At 64.6% G+C, this 26,364-nt stretch carries 27 protein-coding genes, 1 tRNA gene and 2 pseudogenes; 11 read left to right on the top strand and 19 right to left on the bottom strand.

Annotated elements, in window-relative coordinates; genetic code table 11:
* Positions 1 to 124 precede the first annotated feature (124 nt).
* The 3 genes from CPZ01_RS03425 to CPZ01_RS03415 all read right to left on the bottom strand — a co-directional run bounded on the left by CPZ01_RS03425 (position 125) and on the right by CPZ01_RS03415 (position 1,291).
* Positions 125 to 586, bottom strand: a complete 462-nt coding sequence (locus tag CPZ01_RS03425; protein WP_096393441.1) for an HVO_A0114 family putative DNA-binding protein — start codon at positions 584 to 586, stop codon at positions 125 to 127.
* The gene (locus CPZ01_RS03420; protein WP_096393440.1) at positions 579 to 881 is read right to left on the bottom strand and encodes a toxin-antitoxin system TumE family protein; all 303 of its coding nucleotides are present in this window, start codon (positions 879 to 881) and stop codon (positions 579 to 581) included. Before CPZ01_RS03420 ends, CPZ01_RS03425 begins: the two co-directional genes overlap by 8 nt.
* A gap of 336 nt (positions 882 to 1,217) precedes the next feature.
* Positions 1,218 to 1,291: transfer RNA gene (locus CPZ01_RS03415), tRNA-Lys, on the bottom strand.
* Positions 1,292 to 1,493: 202 nt separating this feature from the next.
* Between CPZ01_RS03415 and CPZ01_RS03410 the strand changes: the two genes are divergently transcribed.
* Both CPZ01_RS03410 and CPZ01_RS03405 read left to right on the top strand, forming a co-directional pair.
* Positions 1,494 to 2,960 carry a DHH family phosphoesterase gene (locus CPZ01_RS03410; protein WP_096393439.1) on the top strand — a complete coding sequence of 489 codons (1,467 nt, stop codon included), beginning with the start codon at positions 1,494 to 1,496 and terminating at the stop codon, positions 2,958 to 2,960.
* A gap of 84 nt (positions 2,961 to 3,044) precedes the next feature.
* Positions 3,045 to 3,248 carry a hypothetical protein gene (locus CPZ01_RS03405; protein ID WP_096393438.1) on the top strand — a complete coding sequence of 68 codons (204 nt, stop codon included), beginning with the start codon at positions 3,045 to 3,047 and terminating at the stop codon, positions 3,246 to 3,248.
* Between the two features lie 92 nt (positions 3,249 to 3,340).
* Here the strand turns inward: CPZ01_RS03405 and CPZ01_RS03400 are convergent, their stop codons facing one another.
* Entirely contained in the window at positions 3,341 to 4,315 is a 975-nt protein-coding gene (locus CPZ01_RS03400) for a sugar phosphate nucleotidyltransferase (protein ID WP_096393437.1), read from the bottom strand.
* 147 nt (positions 4,316 to 4,462) lie between these two features.
* Between CPZ01_RS03400 and CPZ01_RS03395 the strand changes: the two genes are divergently transcribed.
* The gene (locus CPZ01_RS03395) at positions 4,463 to 4,774 is read left to right on the top strand and encodes a transcriptional regulator (protein ID WP_096393436.1); all 312 of its coding nucleotides are present in this window, start codon (positions 4,463 to 4,465) and stop codon (positions 4,772 to 4,774) included.
* Between the two features lie 36 nt (positions 4,775 to 4,810).
* On the opposite strand, the gene CPZ01_RS03390 is transcribed toward CPZ01_RS03395, so the two are convergent.
* The 6 genes from CPZ01_RS03390 to CPZ01_RS03365 form a co-directional block, all read right to left on the bottom strand.
* Positions 4,811 to 5,488: a type 1 glutamine amidotransferase domain-containing protein gene (locus tag CPZ01_RS03390; protein WP_096393435.1), complete on the bottom strand. Its 678-nt coding sequence runs from the start codon at positions 5,486 to 5,488 to the stop codon at positions 4,811 to 4,813.
* 548 nt (positions 5,489 to 6,036) lie between these two features.
* Positions 6,037 to 6,606, bottom strand: coding sequence for a hypoxanthine/guanine phosphoribosyltransferase (hpt, locus tag CPZ01_RS03385; RefSeq protein ID WP_096393434.1), 570 nt, complete (start codon positions 6,604 to 6,606; stop codon positions 6,037 to 6,039).
* 386 nt (positions 6,607 to 6,992) lie between these two features.
* Complete coding sequence (locus tag CPZ01_RS03380) at positions 6,993 to 7,769, bottom strand: enoyl-CoA hydratase/isomerase family protein (RefSeq protein ID WP_096393433.1); 777 nt, start codon at positions 7,767 to 7,769, stop codon at positions 6,993 to 6,995.
* A 124-nt stretch (positions 7,770 to 7,893) separates the two neighbouring features.
* Positions 7,894 to 9,132, bottom strand: a complete 1,239-nt coding sequence (locus tag CPZ01_RS03375) for an RNA-guided endonuclease InsQ/TnpB family protein (protein WP_096393432.1) — start codon at positions 9,130 to 9,132, stop codon at positions 7,894 to 7,896.
* Complete coding sequence (tnpA, locus tag CPZ01_RS03370; protein ID WP_096393431.1) at positions 9,129 to 9,518, bottom strand: IS200/IS605 family transposase; 390 nt, start codon at positions 9,516 to 9,518, stop codon at positions 9,129 to 9,131. The genes CPZ01_RS03375 and tnpA overlap by 4 nt, the downstream gene beginning before the upstream one ends.
* A 179-nt stretch (positions 9,519 to 9,697) precedes the next feature.
* Entirely contained in the window at positions 9,698 to 9,919 is a 222-nt protein-coding gene (locus tag CPZ01_RS03365; protein WP_096393430.1) for a hypothetical protein, read from the bottom strand.
* Between the two features lie 154 nt (positions 9,920 to 10,073).
* Here CPZ01_RS03365 and aroC point away from each other — a divergent pair, with 154 nt between their 5' ends.
* The 3 genes from aroC to CPZ01_RS15745 all read left to right on the top strand — a co-directional run bounded on the left by aroC (position 10,074) and on the right by CPZ01_RS15745 (position 11,992).
* The gene (gene aroC, locus CPZ01_RS03360) at positions 10,074 to 11,261 is read left to right on the top strand and encodes a chorismate synthase (RefSeq protein ID WP_096393429.1); all 1,188 of its coding nucleotides are present in this window, start codon (positions 10,074 to 10,076) and stop codon (positions 11,259 to 11,261) included.
* Positions 11,262 to 11,369: 108 nt separating this feature from the next.
* Positions 11,370 to 11,693, top strand: a complete 324-nt coding sequence (locus CPZ01_RS03355; RefSeq protein ID WP_096393428.1) for a MarR family transcriptional regulator — start codon at positions 11,370 to 11,372, stop codon at positions 11,691 to 11,693.
* The gene (locus CPZ01_RS15745; protein WP_394338333.1) at positions 11,690 to 11,992 is read left to right on the top strand and encodes a hypothetical protein; all 303 of its coding nucleotides are present in this window, start codon (positions 11,690 to 11,692) and stop codon (positions 11,990 to 11,992) included. Before CPZ01_RS03355 ends, CPZ01_RS15745 begins: the two co-directional genes overlap by 4 nt.
* Here CPZ01_RS15745 and CPZ01_RS03345 read toward each other — a convergent pair.
* The 3 genes from CPZ01_RS03345 to CPZ01_RS03335 all read right to left on the bottom strand — a co-directional run bounded on the left by CPZ01_RS03345 (position 11,914) and on the right by CPZ01_RS03335 (position 13,781).
* Positions 11,914 to 12,123 (bottom strand): hypothetical protein, encoded by a 210-nt coding sequence (locus tag CPZ01_RS03345; protein WP_096393427.1) that lies wholly within the window; start codon positions 12,121 to 12,123, stop codon positions 11,914 to 11,916. The two genes, CPZ01_RS15745 and CPZ01_RS03345, sit on opposite strands and share 79 nt — an antisense overlap.
* A 77-nt stretch (positions 12,124 to 12,200) precedes the next feature.
* Positions 12,201 to 13,121 carry a ZIP family metal transporter gene (locus tag CPZ01_RS03340; protein WP_096393426.1) on the bottom strand — a complete coding sequence of 307 codons (921 nt, stop codon included), beginning with the start codon at positions 13,119 to 13,121 and terminating at the stop codon, positions 12,201 to 12,203.
* Between the two features lie 96 nt (positions 13,122 to 13,217).
* The gene (locus CPZ01_RS03335) at positions 13,218 to 13,781 is read right to left on the bottom strand and encodes a TIGR04206 family protein (RefSeq protein WP_096393425.1); all 564 of its coding nucleotides are present in this window, start codon (positions 13,779 to 13,781) and stop codon (positions 13,218 to 13,220) included.
* Between the two features lie 100 nt (positions 13,782 to 13,881).
* Between CPZ01_RS03335 and CPZ01_RS03330 the strand changes: the two genes are divergently transcribed.
* The gene (locus tag CPZ01_RS03330) at positions 13,882 to 14,649 is read left to right on the top strand and encodes a hypothetical protein (RefSeq protein WP_096393424.1); all 768 of its coding nucleotides are present in this window, start codon (positions 13,882 to 13,884) and stop codon (positions 14,647 to 14,649) included.
* A gap of 48 nt (positions 14,650 to 14,697) precedes the next feature.
* Here the strand turns inward: CPZ01_RS03330 and CPZ01_RS03325 are convergent, their stop codons facing one another.
* Complete coding sequence (locus CPZ01_RS03325; RefSeq protein WP_096393423.1) at positions 14,698 to 16,041, bottom strand: alkaline phosphatase family protein; 1,344 nt, start codon at positions 16,039 to 16,041, stop codon at positions 14,698 to 14,700.
* Between the two features lie 107 nt (positions 16,042 to 16,148).
* Between CPZ01_RS03325 and CPZ01_RS03320 the strand changes: the two genes are divergently transcribed.
* Both CPZ01_RS03320 and CPZ01_RS03315 read left to right on the top strand, forming a co-directional pair.
* On the top strand, positions 16,149 to 17,120 hold the full coding sequence (locus CPZ01_RS03320) for a phosphoadenosine phosphosulfate reductase family protein (RefSeq protein WP_096393422.1): 972 nt from the start codon (positions 16,149 to 16,151) through the stop codon (positions 17,118 to 17,120).
* A gap of 76 nt (positions 17,121 to 17,196) precedes the next feature.
* On the top strand, positions 17,197 to 17,667 hold the full coding sequence (locus tag CPZ01_RS03315; RefSeq protein ID WP_096393421.1) for an IS1096 element passenger TnpR family protein: 471 nt from the start codon (positions 17,197 to 17,199) through the stop codon (positions 17,665 to 17,667).
* Between the two features lie 498 nt (positions 17,668 to 18,165).
* Here the strand turns inward: CPZ01_RS03315 and CPZ01_RS03310 are convergent, their stop codons facing one another.
* The 3 genes from CPZ01_RS03310 to aglF form a co-directional block, all read right to left on the bottom strand.
* Positions 18,166 to 19,077, bottom strand: coding sequence for an NAD-dependent epimerase/dehydratase family protein (locus CPZ01_RS03310; RefSeq protein WP_096393420.1), 912 nt, complete (start codon positions 19,075 to 19,077; stop codon positions 18,166 to 18,168).
* Between the two features lie 283 nt (positions 19,078 to 19,360).
* Positions 19,361 to 20,683, bottom strand: coding sequence for a UDP-glucose 6-dehydrogenase AglM (gene aglM, locus CPZ01_RS03305; protein ID WP_096393419.1), 1,323 nt, complete (start codon positions 20,681 to 20,683; stop codon positions 19,361 to 19,363).
* Positions 20,684 to 20,888: 205 nt separating this feature from the next.
* Entirely contained in the window at positions 20,889 to 21,659 is a 771-nt protein-coding gene (gene aglF, locus CPZ01_RS03300) for a UTP--glucose-1-phosphate uridylyltransferase AglF (protein WP_096393418.1), read from the bottom strand.
* Positions 21,660 to 21,807: 148 nt separating this feature from the next.
* On the opposite strand from aglF, the pseudogene CPZ01_RS03295 reads away from it, so the two are divergent.
* Positions 21,808 to 22,403: pseudogene (locus CPZ01_RS03295) on the top strand (IS6 family transposase).
* Between the two features lie 48 nt (positions 22,404 to 22,451).
* Positions 22,452 to 22,825: pseudogene (locus tag CPZ01_RS03290) on the top strand (transposase); the annotation flags it as partial.
* Between the two features lie 525 nt (positions 22,826 to 23,350).
* On the opposite strand, the gene CPZ01_RS03285 reads toward CPZ01_RS03290, so the two are convergent.
* Both CPZ01_RS03285 and CPZ01_RS03280 read right to left on the bottom strand, forming a co-directional pair.
* Positions 23,351 to 24,181: an FkbM family methyltransferase gene (locus CPZ01_RS03285; protein WP_157745917.1), complete on the bottom strand. Its 831-nt coding sequence runs from the start codon at positions 24,179 to 24,181 to the stop codon at positions 23,351 to 23,353.
* Between the two features lie 482 nt (positions 24,182 to 24,663).
* Positions 24,664 to 26,334, bottom strand: coding sequence for a hypothetical protein (locus tag CPZ01_RS03280; protein ID WP_096393416.1), 1,671 nt, complete (start codon positions 26,332 to 26,334; stop codon positions 24,664 to 24,666).
* Between the last annotated feature and the right edge of the window lie 30 nt (positions 26,335 to 26,364).

Raw genomic sequence — 26,364 nt, 5'->3', positions numbered from 1 at the left:
AGCGTTGAGTCAGGCGAAAAGTCAGTATCGACCCGCCTTGTGCGGCAGTGAGCGAAGCCGCCGGCCTCGTTGACTGTGATCGTATGAGATATTTTTGTCGATATAACTCTGTAAGAAGATATTCTCAGACCGCCGCGGGCTCCTCGCCAGCGTCGCTCACGACGAGTTCCACGTCGAGACGGATACGCTCGTACGGGAGGTACGGTCGCTTGGCGCGGTCGCCGTCTTCGACGAGGAACACGATTCCGTAGTCGGCTAGGAGGGTAACGTCGTCGTGGACCGTCTTGTAGTTGCGGTCGAGCGTCTCGGCGAGCGCGCTAATGCTCTCGGCGGCGCCGTCGACGTCCAGCAGCGTCTGAAGCACCTCGATCCGCCGGTCGGTGAGGATCTTCCGGAGCTCGCCGACCGTCCCGAACGACACCACCGCGGGTCGCGCCTCGCCGTCGTCGACCGCCTCGACCGCATCGAGCGTGTCCTCGAACGCCTCGTCGAACGACTCGACAGTGAGACGGAGGACTGCCGGGTGCGGGCGGTCGCGAGGGTCGCTGTACTCGTCGGGCCAGCCGTCGTGGTCGTGGTCAGTCATGGGTGTTCTCCGTGTCCGCCAGCGCCGCGATCTCGTTCAGGAACCGCGTCACGTGAGCCGCGAGACCGTGAAACTCGATTTCTGCGTCCTCGCCGAACCGAACGTGTCGGTGGTGCCAGCCGAGATTGTCGTCGTCGTGTGCGTCGTCGTACCTGAGCAGTTCGTCGGTTTCCGGGTGATAGTATTGAAACCGGTAGAACCACCCGTCCGGGTAGTCGTCGTCGCGGATCGCGAATATCTCGACGCGTCCCCCGGGGACGGCGCGGTTCAACTCGATCGGGCGGTGATCCGGCATTTCCCTTATTTATAACGTATGACCTCATACTACATAATTCTGATCGCGTTTCGCTCTCGGCGTTCTTCGAAGATCGCTTGAGCCGCATTCCCTTCGGCGTCGAGAACGACGTCGATCTGTTGCTCAACGCTGCTCATAACCCCACCCCTGAGCCGGTGAAAAAGCGCCGAAACCTGTCCGTAGAAGGTGGAAAACGGTTATATGAGGAGCGGGCCGGGCGCGATTGTGAACTACGAGAAGACGGTCGCTCGCTTCGCTCGCGCTGCGACTTCTCTACTTCAAATCGCTTCCGTCCGGTTCCCTCACCGCATCGCTGTCGCTCTGCGGTTCAGTGTACGGGCCGGGCGCGATTTGAACACGCGACCGACGGATTAAGAGTCCGTCGCTCTCCCTAACTGAGCTACCGGCCCTCACGAGTTCGTATCCGGGTCACGGTAAAAGGCCTTTTCATTCGACCCCGTCGCCGCCGGGCGGATACCGGTCGAATCGCACGAATGCGGCTGTGTCGCATTCTCGATCGGGAGGGCGAAGCCGCCGCTCTTCGCGGCTTCGTTGACGGGGGTCGACGGCGAGAGCGCACTCGTTAAGTGTCGTGCCGCGGAAATCCCTCCAATGAGTAGTGGGGCATCCGGATCCGCGCGGACCCGGTACGCGATCCTCGGCTGTGGGAGCGTCGGGCACGCCGTCGCTGAGGAACTGACCGAGCGCGGGAAGGACGTCCTCATCCTCGACCGCGACGAGAGCCGGGTCGAGGCTCTGCGCGACCAGGACCTCAACGCCCGGGTTCAGGACATCGCCGAGCCGGACGTCGTCGAGGAGCTCGACGACCGCGACATCGTGCTGATCCTCGCCAGCGACGTGGAGGCGAACAAGGCCGCCGTCTCCGCGGTCAGGGAGACCGGCGGCGACCACTACGTCGTCGTCCGGGCGTCGGACCCCGTCAGCGAGGACGAACTACGCGAGCGCGGCGCGGATGTGGTGATCAACCCCTCGACGGTGATCGCGGACAGCGCGCTCCAGTCGCTGGAGACGGGCGAGCTGGAGTACATGGCCCGCCAGCTCGCGGAGATAATCGAGGAGGGCGGCGACCGGATGGCGATCCTCACCCACGACAACCCGGAGCCGGACTCGATCGCGTCCGCGACCGCGCTCCAGGCGATCGCGGAGGCGTTCGGCGTCGACGCCGACATCATCTACTCCGGCGACGTCGGCCACCAGGAGAACCGGGCGTTCGTCAACCTCCTCGGGATCGACCTGCTCGAACGCGGCGAGGCGCCGCCGCTCTCGGAGTACGAGACCGTCGCGGCCGTCGACCTCGCCAAGGCCGCCGCCGAGGACCTCGACCTCGGGGTCTCGATCGACATCTACCTCGACCACCTAGAGTCCGAGGTGCCGTTCGACGCCCGGTTCGTCGACGTGCGGACCAACGTCTCCTCGACGTCGACGATCCTCACGAAGTACCTCCAGGAGTTCGACCAGTCGCCCTCCGAGGCGGTCGCGACCGCGCTCCTCTACGGGATCCGCGCCGAGACGCTCGACTTCAAGCGGGACACGACCCCCGCCGACCTGACCGCCGCCGCGTACCTCCACCCGTTCGCGAACCACGACACGCTCGAACAGGTGGAGTCGCCGTCGATGAGCCCGGAGACGCTCGACGTGCTGGCGGAGGCGATCCAGAACCGCGAGGTCCAGGGGAGCCACCTCTTCTCGACGGCGGGATTCATCCGCGACCGCGAGGCGCTCGCCCAGGCGGCTCAGCACCTCCTCAACCTGGAGGGGATCACGACGACGGCCGTGCTGGGTATCGCCGACGAGAAGATCTACCTCGCTGCGCGCTCGAAGGACATCCGGCTGAACATCGGCAACGTCCTCGACGAGGCGTTCTCGGAGATGGGCGACGCCGCCGGCCACTCGACGCAGGGGTCGCTTTCGATTCCGCTCGGCATCTTCACCGGCATCGAGGCCAGCGGCGAGAACCGCGACACGCTCCTCCACCTCACCGAGGAGGCGGTCCGCCGGAAGCTGTTCGACGCGCTCGGCGTCGAGGGCGGGAGCGGCGACGGCTCGAACGGGTCCTGAGCCGCTCGACCGCCGGCCTCCAAGGATCCCCGTTCGACGCGGTCGTTTTCCCGTTCGCGGCCGTAGCGCTGACGACCGCACCGCATGTACGTCCCCGACGACCCGCCGGCGAACTGCCCCGCCTGCGGCGCCCCGTACGACTCCGTCTCGCGACACGCCGACGGCTTCGTGGCGAACCTGCTCGACAACGAGCGCTACCGACGGGTGTGTTTCTACCCCGCGACCGACGACGGCGACCCCGCCTTCGACTGCTACCACCACACGCACGGGCAGGCCGGGACCGACTGACGGGTCCGGCACGGACTGACGGGCCCGGTACAGACTGACGGGGTCGGTCGGAGCCGGATTCGTCGGAGCGGACGGCCGACCGCAGAGCCCGCTTAGAAGTCGTCGCCCTCGGTGATCGAGGTGTGCGAGCCGATCAGCGCGCCGGAGAGGTCGACCCCCTCCAGGGTGGCGCCCGTGTCTATCACGGAGTTGCGGACCTCGGAGTCGGTGATCGTCGCGTCCTCGAAGACGACGGCGCGGTCGAGCGTCGAGTCCGTGACCGTCGCGCCCGACATGACGTGGACCACGTCGCCGAGGTCGCTCCCCTCGACGGTCGCGTCGTCGGCGACGAGCGCCCCGCCGTCGAGGGCGTACTCGACGGCGTCGAGGTAGCTGTCGGCGGTGCCGATGTCGAACCACGCGCCGTCGAAGGTGTACGCGTGGACCGGCCCGCGCTGCTGGAGCCACTGGAGGAACCAGCCCGGCTCGTCCGGGTTGTTGTCGTCGTCGAGGTACGTCGTGAGCTTCGGGAGCGTCTCCGCTGGGAACGCGTAGCAGGCGATGGAGACGAGCGTCGACTGCGGGTCCTCGGGCTTCTCCTGAAAGTCGACCACCTCGTCGCCGTCGAGCTGGACGAGCCCGTACGACTTCGCGCGCTCGCGGTCGCCGACGTCGTAGGCGGCCAGCGTCGGCGTCCCCTTCTCGTGGAAGAAGTCGGCGAAGTCGCCGAGATCGAAGCTGATCATGTTGTCGCCGGCGACGACGATCAGGTCGTCGTCGACGCCCTCGCGGTCGACGAGCTGTTCGAGCGCTCCCACGACGCCGAACTTCTCGTCCTCCTCGACGGTCTCCTCCACCGAGAGCGTCGGCTTTTCGAAGGGGCTGTCGTCTAGGTACTCCGCGAACGTGTCGGCGAAGCGCTCGTTCGTCGAGACGAACACCTCGTCGACCCGGTCGTCGGCCTCCAAGTCCTCGAATATCTCGTCGATGACGGTGTTGTCGCCGACCGGCAGGAACATCTTCGGTCGGTGTTCGGTGATCGGCCAGAGTCTGGTCGCGTAGCCACCCGCGAGTACGACGGCTTTCATACCCCTCCCGTCTCACCCCGGTGACATACCTCTTGTGCCCGCGTCGTCGTCCCGCCCGCTCGCACGGCCGGCGTCGTGCGTCGCCGACCCCGAGCGCCCGCGCCGCGATCCCCGACGGTTATACTCGCCGCGCCGCGAGGGGTCCGCATGGAGACGACGCGCCAGCGGATCGCCGACGCCCTCCGCGAGGCCCCCCGGACCGCGAGCGACCTCGCCGAGACGCTGTCGCTGCCGACGCCCGTCGTGTACGAACACCTCGAACACGTCTCGCGGTCGGTGGCGGACGGCGACCGACCGAGCGGCGACGGGAGCGGGAGCGAAGGCGAGGAGTTCCTCGTCGCGCCGCCGACCTGCCGGGAGTGCGGGTTCGACGGCTTCGACGACCCGGTCAACGACCCGTCGCGGTGTCCCGAGTGTAAGAGCGAGCGGATCGAGGAGCCGGCGTTCGTGATCCGATAGCGGGAGAGGGCGGGCCGCGACCGCAGAGCGGCGCGCCTACAGCTCGTCGAGCAGCGTCGCGGCCGCCGCCGACGAGGAGCCCGGGCCGCGGGCGGTGATCAGGTCGCCGTCGACCGTGACGCTCTCGTCGGCGTCGAGCTCGGCGTCGAAGTCGGCGCCCGCGAGGGCGACCTCGTCTTCGACCCAGTACGGGAGCTTCCGGCCGTCGGGCATCACGTCGTCCTCGTCGACGATGTCGGCCTCCCACTCGTTGGGGAACCCGGTGATTGCGCGCCCCTCGACGAGCGGCGTCCCGTCGGCCTCGTTCGTGAACGCGAGGATCCCGACCGCGTGGCAGACGACCAGTGCCACGCCCGCCTCGCCCGCGACCGCGTCGAGCAGCAGCTGACGGGCGTGACGGTCCTGGTTCACGTCCCAGACGGTGCCGTGGCCGCCGGGGAAGACGACCGCGTCGTAGTCGGCGGCGTCGACCGTCGCGATCGGCTCCGGGTCGTTGAGCTCGGGGTGCTCCTCGTCGACCTCGCGGAGCTCCGCGACTCGCTCCTCGCCCCCGGCGGCCTCGGGGTCGAGCGAGCGCTCGTCGACGACCGGCGGCGACCCGGACGGGGTCGCGACGGTCACGTCGACGCCCTCCGCCTCCAGCGTCGTCAGCGGCTCGATACACTCCTCGGCCCAGTACCCCTCCTCGCTCACGACGAACAGCGCTTCAGTCATGTGTACCCCACCCTTCGTGACCTCGACATAAAAGGCGCCCGCGCCCGGCAGCGACGAGGGACGGCGCGAGGCTTATAAACAAACACTGCGGTGCGGTCGGCGCGTGCCCGTGAGCGGCCGCCCTCGGCGGCCGCGAACGGCACCGCGCGAGGGAGTCGGGCGCCCGGAGCGAAGCGGAGGGCGGCCGACGAGGCTGGGGAGGTGAGAGGTGCGGTCGCTGTGCGGGGCGGGACTCAAAGGGGCAGCCGTGAGGGCGGCGCAGGCGACGCAAGCACTGGAAGGAGCGAACGGAGTGAGCGACTGAAGCGCGTGGTTCGAGACGCCGGAGGCGTCTCGTCATCCCGAAAATCGGAGATTTTCGGGCGACAGCGAGCGTGCGTCGCCCTCACGGCTGGGGCTTTGAAGGTGTTCGCCGTTGATCCGCAGTCAGCCATTTATAAGCAAGCGGCTGGGGCTTTGAAGGTGTTCGCCGCCTCTACGTAGTCGAGTATTTATAAGCGGATACCCGAAGGTTTCGCGGGTTTTACCGCGGCGCTGCTCCGAACGACTTATTCGTCGCCCTGCGCGTCCACGACGACGACCTCGCCGTCCTCGACGGTGACGTTGATCAGCGTCTTCACGTTGTAGTCGGTGCCGTCCAGTTCGTTGTCGCCCGCCTTCTTGATCACGGCGACGACGTCGACGACGTCCGCGCCGACCTCGTCGGTGAGCGCGTCGAGGATGGCCTTCATCGTGCCGCCCGTCGAGAGCACGTCGTCGAGCACGAGCACGCGGTCGCCCTCCTCGACGTCGTTGATGTACATTTCCGACTCGGAGTAGCCGGTCTCCTGGAACAGCGGCACCTCGCCGTCGAGGCCGTACTGGCGCTTGCGGATGACGACGAGGGGGATGTCGGTCATCAGCGAGAGCGCGGTGGAGATGTGGATCCCCATCGCCGCGGGGGTGACGATCTTGTCGACGTTCTCCAGCTCGGCCTTCCGGATGATCCGGATGACGATCTCCCGGAGCAGCTCCGGTTCGAGCATGGGGACGCCGTCGCTGATCGGGTGGACGAAGTACTGGTACTCGCCTTTCTCGATGATCGGCGCGTCGAGGAGCGACTGCCGCAACTGGTCCATGTCGCCGGTACTCGGGCGGATTAATAAAGCGTGGCGATCCCCCGATTCCGTGGACCTCGATCGCACGGTACAGGACACGGCACGCGACGAGCGATGACGCTCCAGCCAACACCGCCAAAGCCCCAGTCGCGAGGACTCGATGCGCTCGCTGTGCGCTTCACTCGGTCGCTGGCGCTCCCTCGTTCCAGTGCTTGCGTCGCGCGTCTTCGTCCTCGCGACTGCCCCTTTGAGTCCCGCCCAGCACAGCACCGCTCCGCACCTCACGCCTCCCCAGCCTCGTCGCTCACGCCCTGCGGGCGTTCGCGACTCCCTCGCGCGTGCTCCTCGCAGCCGCCTTCGGCGGCCGCTCGGAGGCGCGCGCCAACCACTGCGGTTCGAGCCTCGTCCTACTCGAACTCCGGCTCGCGCTTCTCTAAGAACGCCGCCATCCCCTCGCGCTGGTCGTGCGTGCCGAACAGGCCGGCCCACGCCCGGCGTTCGAGGGCCAGCCCGGTCGACGCCGAGCCCTCGCCGGCCGCGTTGAGCGCCTCCTTCGCGGCGCGCAGCGCGGTCGCGGGCTTCGCGGCCAGCTCGCCCGCCAGCTCGTCGATCCGGTCGTCGAACTCGGCGTCGGCGACGACCTCGCCGACGAACCCGACCTCGGCCGCCTCGGCCGCGTCGATGCGCTCGCCGAGGAAGATCAGGCGGCGGGCGACCTCGTCACCGACCAGTGCCGGGAGCCGCTGGGTGCCGCCCCAGCCCGGGATGATCCCCAAGTCGATCTCCGTCTGTCCGAGCACCGCGCTCTCGGCGGCGACCCGGAGGTCGCAGGCGAGCGCGAGCTCGCAGCCGCCGCCGAAGGCGTAGCCGTCGACCGCGGCGACCGTCGGCGCCGGAAACGTCTCGATCGCGTCGGCGACGCGGTGGCCGAGTTCGGCGTACGCCTGCGCCTCGGGGGTCGACATGTCGACCATGTAGGAGATGTCCGCGCCCGCGACGAACGCGTCGTCGCCCGCCCCGGCGATCACGAGGACGCGCGCGTCGCGGTCGGCGGCCTCGTCGAGCGCGCCCTCGATCGCTTCGAGCGTCTCGACGGTGAGCGCGTTGAGCTGTTCCGGTCGGTCGACGGTGATCGTCGCGACCCCGCGGTCGTCGACGTCGAAGGAAATGGTGTCTCGACTCATACGCGCTCCGTCGCGGGGCGGCGTGAAAACGGTTCGGCAGGCGGGTCCGAGATTGACCTCCTCCCGCGCCTGAAGACGCGGGAATCCCACCACGGGATTTCAGGCCGAGAGCGGCCCTGCGGTTTCAAGACGCATTCGTTCCACGCGTCCCTTGCTGGGTCTCAGCATCGGCGTGGCTGTCTTGTGGGGCGGTCAAACGCCCCCCATCCTCAGCCGAGTCATCGCCATCCGTGTGTTCTCTTGAATGGCTCTCTCCGCTGAGGTAGCGGTCTGCGATATTTATCGCTCCGTTCACGTCCGCTTGATACTCACCCACCCAGCAAGCGTCGTTCGTACACGTGAACGTCGCCTGACGCGGGCGGTAGCCTACCTCACCGCACGCGTGGCACTCCTTCGAGGTGTTGCGCGGGTGTACCGTCTCAACGGGGATACCCTTCTCGACGGCCTTGTAGCGTATCTGCGCATGGAGTTTGGCGAATCCCCATCCGTGGAGACGCCGATTCATATACTCGCCGTAGTCCATCGATTCCCGAATGTAGGTCAAGTCTTCTAGAACGAGCACGGGGTTCTTGATGGACTCGGCGTACTCCACGACTTCGCGGGTGACATGGTGGAACACATTTTCGATCCGGTTCCACAGGTCGTCGCCAAAGGACTCTGCGATACGCTCGCTTCCGCGCGTCTGGAGTCGGCGCTTGGCGGTGAAGTAGGTTTTGCGGAGCTGACGAACGGTCTTACCCTCGTCGGCCCACAGTTTGGGCGCGGTCGGGGACCCGTGATCGTCGCGGTGACACACCGTGACGAGTGACGCTTCCCCGATGTCCACTCCGATAGGTGTCCGTTTCTCGGCAGACGCCCCGGAGCGTTCCTCCACGTTGCGAGTGGCAGTAACGTGGATAAACCACGTCCCATCTCGCTCGAACAGCCGGCTCTCACCCATCGTCGCGTCACCAGCGTTCACCGCTTCGAGCCAGTCTCGTTGTTCGGGATTCGGCTGTGCTGGCAGCCAGAGGTGGTAGTCCTCGTGGTGCGGGATTTTGACGTACCACTCGATCGCGTTCTCGGGCTTGTGGTCGAGTCGTAGCCCCTCGTTCGTGAAGCGCACAGGGTGGTCGTCGTGTAGCTCGCCCGCGTTGTAGGTCGTCGTGAGTTGCGGGACGTACTGTTTGAGTGCGTTCTTCGCGTACCCGCTCAGATTGTAGGTGACCACCACGTCGTTCGCCTCAGTCTGTGTGGTACAGTTCTGGTTGAAGGCGTCTTGGAGGGCGTGCTGGTACGCCTCTCGCGTCTCTCGGAGTTTCCGCCGCTTGTGAGCGTTCGGCTCTACCAGTTTGAGTTCCAGCGTCTTTGTGAGTTCGGTCACGAATCACCCTCCGTGTGTTGCTGGATGTAGTTCTCGACAGTCTCGCTGGAAACGTGTCCGGCGGTTCCTGCGTAATATCCTCGCGCCCAGCCGATTTTCTCGCCGTCGTGGTCGGCGTAGCGGTGGTTGTACTTGCGTGAGGAGATCCCCTTGAACCAGTTGGCGAGGAGCGCCGGTTCGTTCTTGGGCGGACTACTGACGAACAGGTGAACGTGGTCGGGCTGGACGGTGAGATCGAGAATTTCGAGGCCCTTGTCGTCGGCAATTTCGTGGAGGATGGTTCGCACACGGTCAGCGACCTCGCCTTTGAGTACCGAGTTGCGGTACTTCGGCAACCACACTATGTGGTAGTTGAGGTTGTAGGTCGCGTGCCGTGTGGTCTTCATTTGCGTTGTACACTATGTATCAGGGTATCTTAATACTGGTGGTGAATCGATGGGAAATCCAGCCGTAGCGTCGTCGGTGGAGGTGTACGCTATTGTCCGCTCGACCCCCGCCTAAAGACGGGGGTATGCGCTCGTAACTCTATCAGGATCCACCCCCGTTCGCGGCCGCGACCCGCCAGTCAGATCTCCTCGCGGCTGTCGATCCCGGTGTAGATGAACCAAGCGGTCGTGTACACCCCGACGAACAAGAGGTAGCCGACGATCAGCCCCCCGAGCTGTCGGCTCGCGAGCCCGTCGGGGAGCGTCCGCGAGAGGATCCCGAGGGCGAGGACGAAGACGACCAGCGAGAACAGTCCCGAGAGGGCGTACACGCCGAGGTCAGAGGTGAGACGGTCGCGCACGCCCCCATCAACGGGGTCCCGTTACATACTCCCATCGGTCGCGCGGCGGCTCGCCGATCTGCGGTCGTCCGACACCGCCTCGACCGCCGACCGTCCCCGACCGCCCCGTTGCGCGGATTGCAACCCATATATGCCCCCGGCCACACGTGAGGGTATGAACGGGAACCGGTTCGGCCGACTCTTCCAGCTGACGACCTACGGCGAGAGCCACGGCGACGCGATGGGCGTCACCGTCTCCGGCGTGCCCGCGGGCGTCGAGCTCGACGAGGAGGCCATCCAGGCGCAGCTCGACCGGCGCAAGCCGGGCCAGTCGATGATCACCACCTCACGGGGCGAGCCGGACGAGGTCGTCGTCAACTCCGGCGTTCAGGACGGCTACACGACCGGGACGCCGATCGGCATGGTGATCCAGAACAAGGACGCGCGCTCGGGGAAGTACGAGCCGTACGTCACGGCGCCGCGCCCCTCGCACGGCGACTACACCTACTCCGCGAAGTTCGGCACGCGCAACTGGGGCGGCGGCGGGCGCTCCTCCGCGCGCGAGACCGTCAACTGGGTCGCGGCGGGCGCGGTCGCCGAGCAGGTCCTCGACGCCTCCGATCACGACGTGGAGATTAAAGCCCACGTCAACCGCATCGGCGACGTCGAAGCCGACGCGGTGAGCTTCGAGCAGCTCCTCGCGAACAGCGAGGAGAACGACGTGCGCTGCGCCGACCCCGAGGCGGCCGCGGAGATGCAGGAGCTGATCGAGGAGTACCAAGAGAAGGGCGACTCCATCGGGGGCTCCATCTACTTCGAGTGTCGCGGCGTCCCGCGCGGGCTCGGCGCGCCGCGCTTCGACGGGTTCCCGAGCCGGCTCGGCCAGGCATTGTTCGCCATCCCGGCGACGACCGGCGTCGAGTTCGGTCTCGGGAAGGAGGCCGTCGACGTGACGGGAAGCGAGCGCAACGAGGACTGGACGTTCGACGACGGCGAGTCGTTCGACCACGTCGAGAGCGACGAGGGCGACCCGGTCCCGGAGGGGAACGACCACGGGGGGCTCCAGGGCGGGATCACCACGGGCGAGCCCATCTACGGCGAGGCGACGTGGCACGCGCCCACGTCGATCCCGAAGAAGCAGCGCTCGGCCGACTGGGAGACCGGCGAGGAGAAGGAGATCCAGGTCGTCGGCCGCCACGACCCGGTCCTCCCGCCGCGGGCCGTGCCCGTCGTCGAGGCGATGCTCTACTGTACGGTCCTCGACTTCATGCTGCTCGCCGGCCGGATCAACCCCGACCGCGTGGACGGGAACCCGGGCGAGTACGACACCGACTACCACCCGAGCAGCCCGCGGAACGAGTAGCGGGCGAGGCGGATTCGGAGCGGCTTTTCGCGGTGGCAACTGATTCGAGGGGCGATAAGTCGTTGACTCGCCCACAAATTTAGTACAGAATATTACAGACTATGACGCATGCCGATCGGTATCGACGCGTTCGACGACGAACCGGAGGCGGCGCTCGACGTCGCCCCCGGGACCCAACCGTATCGGGTCCTCTCCTTCCTCGCCGAGTACGACGACCAGGCGTTCACGCAGACCGAGATCCACGAGGAGACGGGAATCAAACGCGGGAGCGTCGGCGCCGTCCTATCGCGACTCGATGACCGCGGACTCGTCCGCCATCGGGGTCGGTACTGGGCGATCGCAGAGGACGAGCGGCTCGCGTCGTTCGCCGCGCAGCGCGCGGCGAGTTCCGCGTCGACGACGGACGACTACTACGGCGAGGACGAGACGTGACCGACGAGCGCGGCGCGGTCGCGAAGGGACCGGATCTGTTCGCAGACAACGACTTCCGACCGTACGTCCGGATCAGCGACGACACGCAACCGTTCGCCGACGAGGAAGCCGTCTACGTCGCCGCGACGACGACGCGGCGATCGGCCGCGATCCCGCTCACGGAGGCGGACTTCGCCGACGGTGGCCTCCCGCACGAGCCGGAACGACCGTGGTCGGTCGGTCACGCGTCGGGCGACCACTCGCAGGCGTCGCCCGCGGTGAGCTCGTTCTCGTCGACGTACGCAGAGAGGCACGCGTAGTTACAGAAGTAGGCGGGCGCGCCGCAGTCGGCGTCGCAGTCGCGCACGCAGACCGGATCGTGGTCGAAGATCCGCGAGCCGCAGTACGCGCACGTCTCGTCGGCGTCGGGCGTCGACACGGTCGTGGACATGTGCGACGCGACGCGTCCCGCCGGCGAAAGCGTTTCGCGGTCTGGCGCCCGGTCGACAACTCCGTCGGCGGGCGCGGTCACACCGTCACGACGGCGTCGACGACGACGAGGAGGACGAACCCGACGAGGAACGCCGCGGTCGCGGCGTCGGCGTGCCCGTGGCCGTGCGAGGAGGGGATCAGCTCCCGGAACACGACCGCGAGCATCGCGCCCGCGGCGAACCCGGAGGCGACCGGGAACAGCCCGGTCGAGAGTCCGACGAGCCAGAAGCCGAACGCGGAGGCGACGACCTGCGGCGCGAACCCGGAGAGCGCGGTGTACCAGAGGACGCGTGCGTTCGACATCCCGGTCTCGGCCATCGGCACCGCGAACGCGAACCCGTCCGGGACGTTCTGCAGCCCGATCACCACCGCCAGCACGAGCGCCACCTCGTTCAACCCGGAGGCGAACGCGACGCCGATCGCCAGCCCCTCGGGCGCGTTGTGGAGGGTGATCGCCCCGCCGATGAGCAGCGCCTTCCGCAGCGGGGCCTCCATCCCGTCGGCGCTCTCGGCGGCGTCATCCGCGGCGGGATCGGAAGCGACCTCGCCGTCCGCGGGCGCGTCGGCGGTGGCGTCGCCGTGGACGGATCCGCCCGCGGCGTCGACCGGGTCCGCGGCCGGGAAGCCCATCGCGGCCGCGTCGGCGCCGGTCGCGCCCCCGTCCGGGAGCCACTCCCGGTACTGTGCGTGGATGTGCGGGATGAGGTAGTTCCCGCCGAGCAGGACGAGGCCGCCGACGAAGACGCCCGTCATCACCTCCGCGAGCGTCCCCTCCTCCAGCCCCGGAATCACGAGTCCGAACACGCTGGCCGCGACCATCAGCCCGGCGGCGAGCCCGAGCGCGGCGTCGTAGGTGCGGTGCGTCACTCGCGCTCGGAGGAAGACGGGGAGCGCGCCGAGCGCGGTCACGAGCCCGGCCGCGCTCGTCACGCCGATCATGGTCGCGAACGACGTCATGCGATCCGCATCCGCGCACGGGTTGATAAAGGGGGTGGACCGAGGGCGCGACGGCGGCCGGTCGCCCGGGCGGCTCGCACGCGCGACCTCGGCCGGTCAATGCGTCACGATTCTCCGGAGGTCGCCGCCGTACGCGGCGACCGCGACCGCGAGCGTCGCGAGCGCGCTCACCGGCAGCACCGTCAGCCAGCCCGCCGTGGTCCCGACGCCGAAGCGCACGCCCAGCCCCGCGGCGACCCACAGCGTCGCGGCCGCGCCGAGCACGAGGACCCCGCCCGTCACCCGACGGTCCTCGCGTCCGAGGGCGACGCCGCTCGTCGCGCTCCCGGTCGCGAGCAGGTGGAAGCCGAGCGCGAGCGGCCAGGCCCGGATCGACGGCGGGAGCGTCGCGAACGGTCGCGGCTGGTCGAGGAAGTACGCCCACACGGGGTAGCCGCCGAGCCCGCTCCCGTCGCCGCCGAGCGTCACGAACCCCCAGAGGCTCACCAGCGTCGGGGCGTCGTCACCGCCCGGAACGACCGCCATCGGGGCCGCGAGCAGCGCGACGACGAGGAGCCACTCGACGGCGCCGCTGACCGGCGTCGGGTCCGCGCTCTCCCGCGAGACGGATCGCGACGGCGGCTCCGAGGCCGGGCCCGAATCGCCGTCCGGTCGCTCCATGGGGGCGCTTCGACGCCCGGAAATAAGTATGGTCCGGACGGCAGCCTTCCGCTCGCCCGCCGCCCGTCAGGCGTAACCCGTCCCCGCCCGTAGCGCGCGTGTGAACACCGACGACGGCGGCCACCACGACGCGGCGGTCGACGCGCTGGCGGCCCGGGAGTACGAGCGCGCGGGGGACCGCTACACCCGCGGCGGGCGACGCGTGCTCGCGGACCCGCGACCCGAGGTCGACCCCTTCGAGCCGGACGACAAGGGATGGATCGGGCAGGGGCTCCAACAGCTGCTCGCGGCGACGGTCGCCTACCGGGTCGCCGGCATCGACGAGCGCGCGGCCCGGCGCGCGGCCGAGGGGATCGCCGCCGCCCGCGACTTCGAGTCCGTCCTCACCGACCCGGGACAGGGCGCCTGCCTCGCGGAGTTCGTCGCCGACTTCCGGGTCGCGGGCGGGCTCGGCGGCGCCGACGAGGCGTACGACGACGCCGCCGAGTGCTACGCGGCCGCGGGCGACGAGGTCGACTCCCCGCAGGCGCTCGCGACGACCCCCCTCTTCGAGGCCGCAGCGGCGACGATCAAGCAGGTCGCGCGTGGGCCAGCTGACGGCGAGATAGCGATAAAGTGGGAGGACCTCCACGGATCGGATCCGGGACGGCCCGGCGAGTTCCTCGCGCACCGCGCTCGGTTCAAGAAGCAGCGGTTCGCCGGGCTCGTCGAGCGCGCGGTCGACGACGCCCACCTCGCCGCGCCGCGGGGGACGACGGAGTACGACAACGAGAACCACCGCTGCCCGCACTGTGGGTCGAACCACGTGAACTGGGCGGGCACCCGAATCCTCTGTCTGCGGTGTTCGCGGCCGACAGAGGTGATCTGAGGGCGCGCGTCGCGGGCGACAGAGTAGGTCCCGTCCCTGCGACGGCCGTCAGCCCAGCAGGCTCTCGCCGTCGAACTCGTCGTCAGCGTCGACGTCCATCAGGTCGAGCAGCGTCGGCGTCACGTCGAAGAGGTTCGCGTCCGTCAGGTCGAGGCCGGGCTCGGTCGAATACAGCAGCGAGTTCTCGAACTTGTGCATCCCGTTGCGCGGACCCTCGGTGAAGACGGCCTCCTTGCCGGAGAAGCCGGACTTGAGATCGAAGCCGTCCGCGGGGATGACGACGAGGTCGGGGGCGATGTCGTCGTGGGCGCCGTCGAAGACGGTCTCGCCTTTCACGATCCGCTTGCACACCTGTCGGCCGTCGGGGCCGGTGAGCGATTCGAGGTCGTCGATGAGCTCCTCGCGCGTCGCCTCGTACTCGGACTCGGGGACGACGCCCTCCGGCTCGCGGCCCTCTAAGTTGAGGTAGAAGCGGCCGGGGATGAGCGAGTAGGCGCGCGTCTCGTCGTCGATGTCCGTCAGCGAGTCGTGGTCGTCGTCCGCGTACGAGAGCCACCCCTCGTCGGCGAGGAACTGGTTGAAGTTCACCTCCCACTCCAGCTCGGTGAACCCGTGGTCGGAGGCGACGACAAAGGTTGTGTCGTCGTCGAGCGAGTCGCGGATCTCGCCGATGTACCCGTCGAGCTTGCGGTAGAACTCGAGGAACTCCGCGGCGTACTCGCCGTCGTTTACGTAGTCACCGAACAGGAAGTGGTTCACGCGGTCGGTACTCATGAAGACGCCGAAGAAGAGGTCCCAGTCGTCCTCGTCGAGGTAGTGGGAGAACGCCTCGTAGCGAGCGTCGAGGGTGGCGTGCGCGTTCTCGACGAACTCCGTCTTGTCGTCGTCGTGGCCGAGCTTGGCGTTGACGTCGATTTTGTAGTCGAAGCCGTCGAGCGTCGCGCGCACCTCCTCGTCGCTCGCGGCCGCGTCGAGGTCGGGCGAGAGGAAGCCGGAGACCATCCGCTGGATCCGCGTCGACGGCGGGAACGTGACGGGGACGTTGAGGACGGTCGCGTCGCGGCCGGCGTCGGTGACGCGGTCCCACAGCCGTGTCGCCTCCACGTGGCGCCCGAGCGGGACGTACGTCTCGTAGGAGTCGCGCTCGCGGTCTTGGAAGCCGTACACGCCCGTCGCGCCGGGGTTCACGCCGGTCGTGAGGCTCGGCCAGCACGCGCTCGACTCCGGCGGGACGATGCTCTCCAAGCGCCCGCCGGAGCCGGTCTCGGCGATCTCGGTCAGGTTCTCGAAGACGTCGGGGTGGTCCTCGACGAGGTCGAGCGGTACGCCGTCGATCCCGAGGAAGACGACGCGGCCGTCGTCGTCGCCGCGGAGCCGGTCGAACAGACCCATGCCAGCCGGTTCCGGGGCGGCCGGCATATCCCTTGTGTTCCGGCGAATTTCGACCCCCGAGAGCGATTCAGAAAGCCTATTCGTCTCGACGGCGACAGCTACGCCGTATGAGCGACGACTTCCCGGCGAGCGTCGACGTCGATTACACCGACGGCGAGGGGGAGGCCCCCGAGGACTACCCGTCGATCCAGCACAAGATCGAGAAGGCGGTCGAGGTCACCCGCCGCGGCCTCGAACAGTACGACAACCCCGCGGTGATGTGGACCGGCGGCAAAGACTCCACGCTGACGCTGTACTTCATTAACCAGGTCGCCGAGGAGTACGGCTACGAGAAGCCCACCGCGGTGTTCATCGACCACTTCCAGCACTTCGACGACATCACCGACTTCGTCGAGCACTGGGCCGACGAGTGGGAGATCGACCTCGTCTACGCCCGCAACGAGGACGTCGGCGACTACGTCGCAGAACACGGCCTCGAACCGGGCGACGACATCCCGGTCGACGCGCTCTCGGAGCACAATCAGCACCACATCCGGGAGATTCTGGAGTTCGAGGAGGACTCGTTCCCGTTCCTGCTCGACACGTACGTCGGGAACCACCTGCTGAAGACGGTCGCGCTCAACGACGCCCTCGAGGAGTACGACATCGACGGCGTCATCTCGGGCGTCCGCTGGGACGAGCAGGAGGCCCGCGCCGACGAGACGTTCTTCTCGCCGCGCCACGACCCGGACCTGTTCCCGCCCCACGACCGCATCCAGCCCATCCTCCAGTTCGCCGAGGCCGACGTGTGGGAGGCGTTCTGGAACTTCGTGGTGCCCGACACCGTCGAGGCGTTCCCCGACGAGGGATACATCCCGCAGAGCGACGACGACCTCCCCGAGGGCGTCACGCAGGAGGACGTGCCCATCTCGCCGAAGTACTTCGCCGGGTTCCGCTCGCTCGGCAGCGAGGTCAGTACGGAAAAAACGACCGAGGAACCCGCGTGGCTCCAGGACCTCGAGGGAACGACCGAGCGCGCCGGCCGCGCCCAGGACAAGGAGGACCTGATGGAGCGCCTGCGCGACCTCGGCTACATGTGATCGCCCCCGGGAACTGACTCTCCGACCCTCTTCTGGAACCCGACCTTCTTGTTCGTTCGCGTCAGTCGGATCGAAGATGACCGCGTATCGATTCCGCGTCAAGTTTGATTCGGACCCGACCGGCCTCTGGCGAGACGTCGTCGTCGGAGGCGGCCGCACGCTCGACGAGTTCCAAGCGACGATCAACGACGCGATGGGGCTCGATCGGGGCCACCTCTGGTTCATCGGCGCGGGCGAGGCGTACTGGCAGAGCGACGATAAGTTTCAGTCACCGCAGGAGTTCGACGAGTCGGCGGAGCCGACGTTCGTTCAGGCGGACGAGACGACGTACGACGCCGGCGAGACCACGGTCGACGAGCTGGCCGACCTCCTCGGTCTCGACGAGCGCGACCGGATCTGTTACGTGTACGACTACGGCGACGACTGGCGGTTCTACGCGATCCTCAAGGAGATCGACGGCGACGGGGCGGCGGACGAGGCCCCGCACGTCGTCGCCGAACGTGGCGAGGCGATCGAACAGTACGGGAGCGATCGATTGCGGGAGTAGGTGTAGTATATCGTGAGTGAGGTCGTTTATAAGTAAATAGCGGTGTTGTTGTCGGCTGTTTATAAATGACTGACACTGCCGAGATGATGTTCTCCAAAGCCCCAGTCGCGACGGCTCGCGCGCCTTGCTGTGCTCCTCAGTCGCTCGTTTCACTCGCTCCTTGCGGTGCTTACTGCGGCGTGCTTCGCCCTCGCGACTGCCCCTTTGAGTCCCGCCCCGCACGGCACCGCACCTCACGCCTCCCCAACCTCGCCGCTCACGCCCTGCGGGCGTTCGCGGCGTCCCTCGCGGGCTGGCTCGCGGCCTCCGCTTTGCTCCGGCCGCTCGCAGGCGCGCCACCGCACCCCTTTTTATAAGCGCTCGTCGCCGTCGCTCGTGGTTATTTAAATACCACATCGCGGCCGCCGATCTGCGATACTCACTCCCGCCGTCGATCAGTGCGCAGATCGCTCCTCCGGGTTTAAAAAGACTGCTTGAGCAGATAGCGACAGATCCGGTCTACTGATACGGCTCGCACACCATCTCGACGCCCTCCTCGAAGCTGATTTCGGGCTCCCAGCCGGTCGCCTCGTGGAACGTCGAGTAGTCGGCCATCGTGTCGTGGACGTAGCCGTCGAACGGGCACTCGATGTAGACGGGGTCGATATCGGTGCCGAGCGCGTCGTTGATCATGTCGACCATCTCGTTGAACGAGTACGCCTCCTGCGTGCCGACGTTGTACACGCCCGTCAGCTCGTGGTCGGCCGCGAGCTCGCAGGCGCGGGCCACGTCCGAGACGTGCGTGAAGTCGCGGGTCTGGGTGCCGTCGCCGAACAGCTCGGGCGCCTCGCCGTTGGCGATGGCGTCGGCGAACTGCGCGACCGTGTTCGCGTACTCGCCCTTGTGCTCCTCGTTGCCGCCGAAGCCCTGGTACACCGAGAAGAACCGGAGGCCGGCCACGTTCATATCGTGGTGGTTGGCGTAGTACTCGGCGTAGCGCTCGCGCGCGAGCTTCGAGGCCTCGTAGGCGGTGTGGGCCTCCACGTCCATGTCGACCGGGGAGGGCTCGGTGCGGCTGCCGTAGATGGACGAGGTGGAGGCGTACACGACGGTTTCACATCCTTCCTTCCGGGCGCGCTCGACGGTGTTGACGAACCCCTCGACGTTGACGCGGCAGCCGCGCTGGGGGTCGCTCTCGTGCATGTTCCGCGAGGAGAGCGCGGCGAGGTGGAAGACGACGTCGACGTCGACGGGGAACTCACCGTCGACGACGGAGGCCTCGACGAACTCGACGTCGGAATCGAGGTTCTCGGGCGTGCCGAGATAGGTGTCGTCGACCGCGATCACGTCGTTGTCGCTTGCGAGGCGGTTCGCGAGGTTCGAGCCGATGAACCCGGCCCCGCCCGTGACGAGGACGCGTTTGTCCTGCATATTCCGTTTTCGTCGGAGCACCGGGATTATCGTGTCGGTTTCGGCGTCGGCAGGGTCTCGCAAACGAGTGACTAGTATGAGACCAGCGCTCCCTTCGAGGAGATGTTCCACACGCTAGATGCCTCGGTATCGGTTCCCTACGTAGGGGTCGTCGAACCTCCGCCACGGAACGTCCTTCACCAGTTGTTCGCGTACTACGTGGCGAACGACAGGGGACGGTCGATAGATAGTCGCTTAACCTCGGGAAGAGCGCTACCCTCGAGTGGCTGCGATCCTCTTTTCCCTACCAAGTCAGTCCCTCGTACGTGATTCCGTCGCGGCGCTCGATAATCCGTCGGCCGTCGACGACGATCGGGGTCGCCATCGCGTCGAACTCCGCGTCGAGCGCGGCGAACTCGTCCCAGTCGGTGACGACGACCGCGCCGTCGGCGCCGTCGAGCGCCGCCGCGGCCGAGTCGGCGTAGGTTACGTCGTCGACGTAGTTCGGGGCGTTGTCGGCCGCGACCGGGTCGTAGGCGGTCACCGCCGCGCCGCGCGCTTGGAGGTCCTCGATCACCGGAATGGCGCGGGAGTTCCGCATGTCGTCGGTGCCGGGTTTGAACGCCAGTCCGAGCACGGCGATTGTCGCCCCGTCGAACCCGCGGTCGCGGCGCTCGGTGAGGTGGTCGGCGAGGAGTTCGACCAGCCGCCCCGGCTGGCGATCGTTGACCTCTGTCGCCGCGTTGAGCACCGCCGGGTCGTAGCCGGTCTCCTCCGCGGCCGCGATGATCGCGGCGACGTCCTTGGGGAAACAGCTCCCGCCCCACCCCACGCCGCTCTGGAGGAACTGCTCGCTGATCCGGTCGTCGAGGCCGATCGCGTCGGCGACCTCGTAGGCATCGACACCGAGCTCCTTACAGATGTTCCCGATGTCGTTGATGAGGCTGATCTTCGCCGCGAGGAAGCCGTTGTTGGCGTACTTGATCATCTCGGCGGTTCGCGTGTCGGTCTCGACGACCGGCGCGTCGGCCGCCTCGACGAGCGGGGCGAACACCGCGCGCATGTCCTCTAGCGCGCGGTCGTCGTCCGCGCCGAGGACGACCTTGTCCGGATTGAGGAAGTCGTGGACCGCCGTCCCCTCGCGGAGGAACTCCGGGTTCATGCCGACGCCGAACGCCTCGCCGGCGGTCTTACCGCTCTCCGCTTCCAAGATCGGGGTGATGGTGTCTGCCGTCGAGCCGGGAACGACCGTGCTCTTGACGACGACGGTGTGCCAGCCCTCTTTGGCGGCGAGTTCCTCCCCGAGTTGGCTCGCGCCCGCCTCCATGATCGACAGGTCGATGCTGCCGTCGTCGTTCTGCGGGGTCGGGAGACAGAGGAAGGTGACGTCGGTGTCGAGGACGGCCGCATAGTCGGTGGTCGCCCGGAGCCGACCCGTGCCCTCCGGGCCGGCGTGTTCGGCGATGAGGTCGGCGAGCCCCTCCTCGTGGATCGGCGCCTCGCCGGCGTTGATCGTCTCGACGACCGACTCGTCGATGTCGATGTTCACCACGTCGTGGCCCAGATCGGCGAAGCAGGCGGCGACCGTCGTGCCGACGTAGCCGCTGCCGATGATGGAGATGTTCATACGACTACATTCGTCGATCTTTGATAAGAAACGTTTGATCGGGAGAATACGCCGACCGAATTGGTATTATCGTCTCAATAGAGTCAGGATCCACCACCTGTCTGTGCTGGCTGGCGGCACAAGACAGCGGTTCATCTCATCGATGTGGGAGCGTTCTTGCGCGCGTCTGGGGTGTTATTTACGTTACGACACCCCCGGTGGCCGGTTAGTTATCGGCGACTGCTTCGTCTGCGTCGCCGTCTTCCGCTTCCGCCTCTTCAGCATCCAATTCGTCGAGCCGCCCCTCAGCGCGGTCACGATCTTCGGGATACCCGACGTCAATACGCCAGCCGTCCAGCCGAATCGCGTCGATAGTGCGGCCGGACTGGATGAGCAGATCGATCGCGTCGGGGAGTTCGTACTCGCCACGGTCCGAGGGCTGAACGAGGTGACACGCGTGGAAAATGGCGGGTGTGAACGTGTAGAAGCCGGTCATCACGAGGTTGCTCGGCGGGTCATCGGGCTTCTCGACGACCTCGACGACCTCGCCGTACTCGTTGGTGTCGAGGACGCCGTAGCGGGACGCCTCCTCGTACGGGACCTCCTCGACGAGGAACGCGGCGTCGGCGCGGTCTTCTCGCTGGCGGTTGGTCACGTCGGGGAGGTTGCCACGGAAGACGTTGTCACCGAGCATCAGCATGAAGTCGCCGTCGACATGGGGCTCGGCCTGAAGAATAGCGTGTGCGAGTCCGAGCTGTTCGCGCTGGTGGGTGTAAGTGATCGGGACGTCGCGGTAGGCGTCACCGTAACGGTCGATTATTTGTTCGGCTTTGTAACCGACGACGACAATGAGCTCGGTCGCACCCGCGTCGAGCAGGTTGTCGAAGACGTCCTCGATGAGCGGCGTGCCGTTAACCTCAACGAGAACTTTGGGTTTGTCGTCAGTGAGCGGTCGGAGGCGCGTGCCCTTGCCCGCGGCGAGTACGACTGCTTGCATGGTTTGTGGATGTCGAGGTGGTGGGAAATACTTTGTGAGCGGGGTATCGGCGGGGTTCAGATAAGGATTGAAAAGCGAGGCGGTGCGCTTTGAAAGACGGTGTTCAGAAAGGATTGAAAAGCGAGGCGGTGCGTCTTTAAAGTGTTCTATCCCCGAAAACGACCGCCACAACGGCTGTTTAGACGATATTATCTTAGAGTTTGTGGAGAGAGAAGCAACACCGAAGCTGTTGATGAAGCTCAGTATTCAGCTTCATTTGTCCGGATTATCGCTTTGGAATACTGTTTCGTTTCTTGGGGTGCTCGGTATTGATCGGGTCAGATCAACCGTTCATAACTAGGTTCACAAGGCCGATCTACAGCCGAAATCTGGTCGGTGCCCGAATCACGTTGCGGTCGATGAAACCGTGATTCAGCTTGACGATGAACAATATTGGCTGTACGCCGCCGTCGATCCCGATTCAAACGATTTACTCCATACAAAGCTTGAGCCGACAAGAACGAACGTGATAGCGGATCCGTTTTTCGCGGAACTCCGCGAAAAACACGACGTAGATGACGCGATCTTTCTTGTTAACGGCGCGGTTCCACTTCAGCGAGCTTGTGACAAATATGACTCGATTTTAGATACAAACGACATGGAACTCGGAACAGCGTCGAACGTGTCTTCCGTGAGGTAAAACGCAGAACTGCCAGTTTCTCAAACTGTTTCAGCAACGCCGAAGCAGAAACTGCGAACGGGTAGCTCAGATCTTTCGCCTTCGCATGGAATCAACTTATCTGAACACGACCGACGATTCCGGGCGTGGGTTTATACTCGTCGCTGCTGGTCACCTTGGAGATCGGTGAGATTGACCGATTCAATGAGGCAAAGCAGGTGGTGAGCTACGCGGGATTAGATCCGGTCGTCCGTGAGTCACCTGACTCGCGGACGGAAGGGTCGATCTCGAAGCGTGGAAGTGGAGACTTACGCTGGATCCTGGTTCAGTGTGTTCAAACAGGATTCACCGGTGTAACGATCCGTATCTTGGACCGTTTTACGCTCGATTGAAACAGCGGAAGAACCACCAGATAGCGATTGTCGTAACGGCGCGAAAACTAGTCGTGTTGATCTCCCATATGCTGGGGCGTGAAGAGGTGTACGATACATCAGAGGTGAGTGCCTAAGGGTCGTCGACGCCGACACCGACGCTTAACCAACACCACGCGAGGAGGGCGGTCGCGTGTTGTACAGATCTCACCGACTTTATCGAGGAACCTACGCGCGCGCGAGGCGTCTCACGGCGGGCCGGTCGTTCTGGAATTTTATTAATTATTCCGACTTCTACACCCAAATTTTTTAATATAAGCCACTCTTGGGCGGTTTTTTCCACAGATAATAATTGAAGGCTATATATTTATGTCTTACAAGAAAGTGAAATAATCTGCGGCGGCCTACTCCTTGATGCCGTCGCACCCAACCCGGTGCGTCGCGTGTCGGGTGTCGTCGGCGAGGATCTTGATGCCGCACCCGGTACACCGAACAAACCGCTCGCCGGCAGGGTTCCCATACTTGTCGTATTCAGTAGAGGGACCCCTCAACCGGGGACTCTCCTCTACGATCGTCGCGTGTCCGGTGTAAACGTCGGGATCTGTAGTAAACTACGACGTTCGCTGGACGGTGTGATGTACCTCAAAGACCGGGTACAATTTTTATTTATCCGCACGAATTAAGTGTACACTTGGGCGATTAGCATTAGGATCCAGTTGAGTGATTGAAAAACCATGTTCACGCAGGAGGTCATATACCTCATATGGATCATCATCATAATCTCTAGCAGACCGCGAATTTCCCATCGGAAAATGAATCTCACAGAAGACTGTTCTACATTTAGAAGTTTGAAGAGTCTTTTCTAAACCACGAAGGACGCGAACTTCGGATCCTTCAACATCAATCTTCAATATTGTAGGCTCAGGGATTTTCCCTTGTTCAATAAGAGAATCAGCTGGGACCTTGGGTATGGATTGTACTTCTTTCGTGTCGTTCGAGATCTCTCTCTCCCCTGTATTAGTCACCCGAATTGATGATTTCTCATTATCAAGCCCCACTTCGGAATTTCCTTGGTCGTCCCAGAGGACTTTTTCAACAACTCTCGCTGTTATTTGATTCGTGTTGATATTTTGCTTTAACATTTCGGAACGGTCCGAAAACGGCTCAAAAGCTATAATTTCCCCTTCGCTGATTATATTGCCAGCAAAACAGGTGTATATCCCATAACCGGCACCAATATCAAAAAATATATCATCTTTCTTCAGTTCATCCAAAAATTCTAATAAGATACCTTTTTCTCTTCCAAAGTCTCTCACCCACTCATATTGTTTTACATTTGAAGTTTTGAATGAGACTGATCCTGAATTTAGGGATAGTGTTATTTCATTTATTACTTTGGGGATCAACGGACGAAGAAGCCGAGATCTAATACCCATATAAAAGAGAGGATATTCACATATTAAAACATTTGCCTCCGGAACGGACTCTGACACTACCCAAACAGAAGGCGTCGTGTATATGACCCCGATCGAGGAGTCTAACCGTGTCCGCCGACCAGAGCGAAGCAAATTAGAGCGACATCGCCAGCGTCAATAATCCCGTCGTCGCTCGCGACGACCTGAGGCCGACGGTCAAAGTTCGTTAGTTTGGTTTCGGTACGCCCTTTGGGTTGGGGTTCGTATGCGGAAATGGTCGTTCTCTCCAAAGATCGACCGGTTCGGGAGTCCTACTACTCGAGCGTTTTTGCCGCCCGCGGAGCCGTCTTTACCTACTATTTTGCTTATGTCACATGGCATTAGTCTGTACCAAATTGGTGTCGGTAGCGTTGCGATTACTGTAGCCGGCCGTTGCTGACGACTCGACTGACCGTCTTCCCGCCCTCAGGAGATAATTCAGGCCGACACGGAGTCAAGGAAGACAGTCGTCTCCCGACTGTACGGAGGTACACTCCCGCTTCCAACATCCGCGCGGCCAGTCATCGTATCCGTTCCGCGATCCGCTCCGCACTCCCTCCGAAGACGTAGGACCGATCGAGATGCTCACGCTGGGTACTCCGAATCGAGTCGGCACCGATCACCCGGTCAAGCTCCTCCGTCAGTTCCGGAACTGCAGTCGTGTACGGGACGTGGTTCCCGTCGATGTAGGACGAGCGGAACGTGAACGGTTCGAATGGGTTGTACGAGATACAGTACGTGTCCAAGATAATGGCCTCGACTCCGATGTTCGAGTTGATGGTCAGCAGAATGTCCGCTTTCGAGAGCACTTCACGGAGCCCCTTCACCCGGATCACGATATCGAACTCGTAGCTGGTTTCGGCCTCTGCAATCAACTGTCGATAGAAATCCGTCCCCTCGGAGGGGTGAATCTTCACCACGACGGTCTGATCATATCCACAGTTCGCTATCGCATCCAGTGAATCGAGGAAGAACTGTTCGCGCATCCAGTCGTCGTAGGCCTGTGTCCCAATGACGATCCTGTGAGATTCGGACTTGGCTTCCACACCATCCAGGTTTGCGAGCAGGTCGTCCACGTTCGGTTTCCCCGTGGGAATTAGGACTGGCCGGTCCGATTCCTCGTAGTGCTTCTTGAAGAGACGGTTGTCTGCAGGCCCGGTGGTGTACACTTTCGTCTCGACGCTCGGAGGGACGAACTCGTCCTCGTGGGTGATCGAGTGGGGAATATAATGCAGTCCTGCGTCGAGTTCGTCGGCAGTCCGCAGGGATTCGATGTCCTTGGGACTCAGTCCTCCGACGACGATCTCCTCAGGGTCCATCTCTTGAACCGCCGCTCGCATTATCGCGGATTTCAGTACGCTGTCCGTATGCTCGGCAAGAATTTTTTCACAGGCGTACTCGACGGTGTGGGGGGCGGTAAGTCGATGGTTCCCTTCCAGGTACTCCGACAGCCGAGTGGACAGTTCCAGCTCTCCCACGAGGAGGGACCACTGCAACCCGAGGAGGGACCGGACCATCCTGAGGATTCGCCTTCCGTTCGCGTACGCGGATATCGAACGGCGATCGGGGTCGCGGTAGAGGTCGACGAAGTCTCCCCTGAGGAGGTGACTCGACCAGGATCTCGTCGTGAGTATCCGCACGGCACCGCCCACCTCTTCAACCACTGGATACATGCTCTCGGTTCGGCCTAGGAACGGAACAAACAGGACAGCGTCTTCTGGCTCCGCCGCCGTGGACGGGAGGATCCTGCCTAACACCGACGAGAGCACGAAGTCGAACAGTAACAGTAGCGTTGAGAGCGTGAAGATGACACGCCGGTTGCTTCCCCCGGACGACGCCGAGTCGCGGACGAGTTCGACATCTGCTCCGTCACATAGATCTTTCAGAACCGTCAGATACCCCTCGTTGAGGTCGTGGGGGACGATCCGCTTGAATCCCCGATTTTCGATCTTCGTCTCCAGTTTCTGATACGTTTCGAGGTACACGTAGAGGTTCCCTCCACTCGGACGGAGGAGATAGGCGTAGAACTTGTCGTAGGAGAAACGGCTCTCATGGGGCAATTCCAGTCCGGTGAGCGTGTTGAACCAGAAATCGTCCTCGGCCCCTAGGTTGTTCCGGATGACGTAGTTTGAACCGTCTTCGGGGTCCGGGCAGTCACCTTCTTCGAAGTACACGTGGAGTTCCTCACTCATCTTCTGGACAGGTATCGCATGCTTTCAACG

It is taken from the genome of Halorubrum trapanicum, assembly GCF_002355655.1.
GTDB classification, from domain to species: Archaea; Halobacteriota; Halobacteria; order Halobacteriales; family Haloferacaceae; genus Halorubrum; species Halorubrum trapanicum_A.
This window is presented reverse-complemented; position numbering and strand designations above follow the sequence as displayed.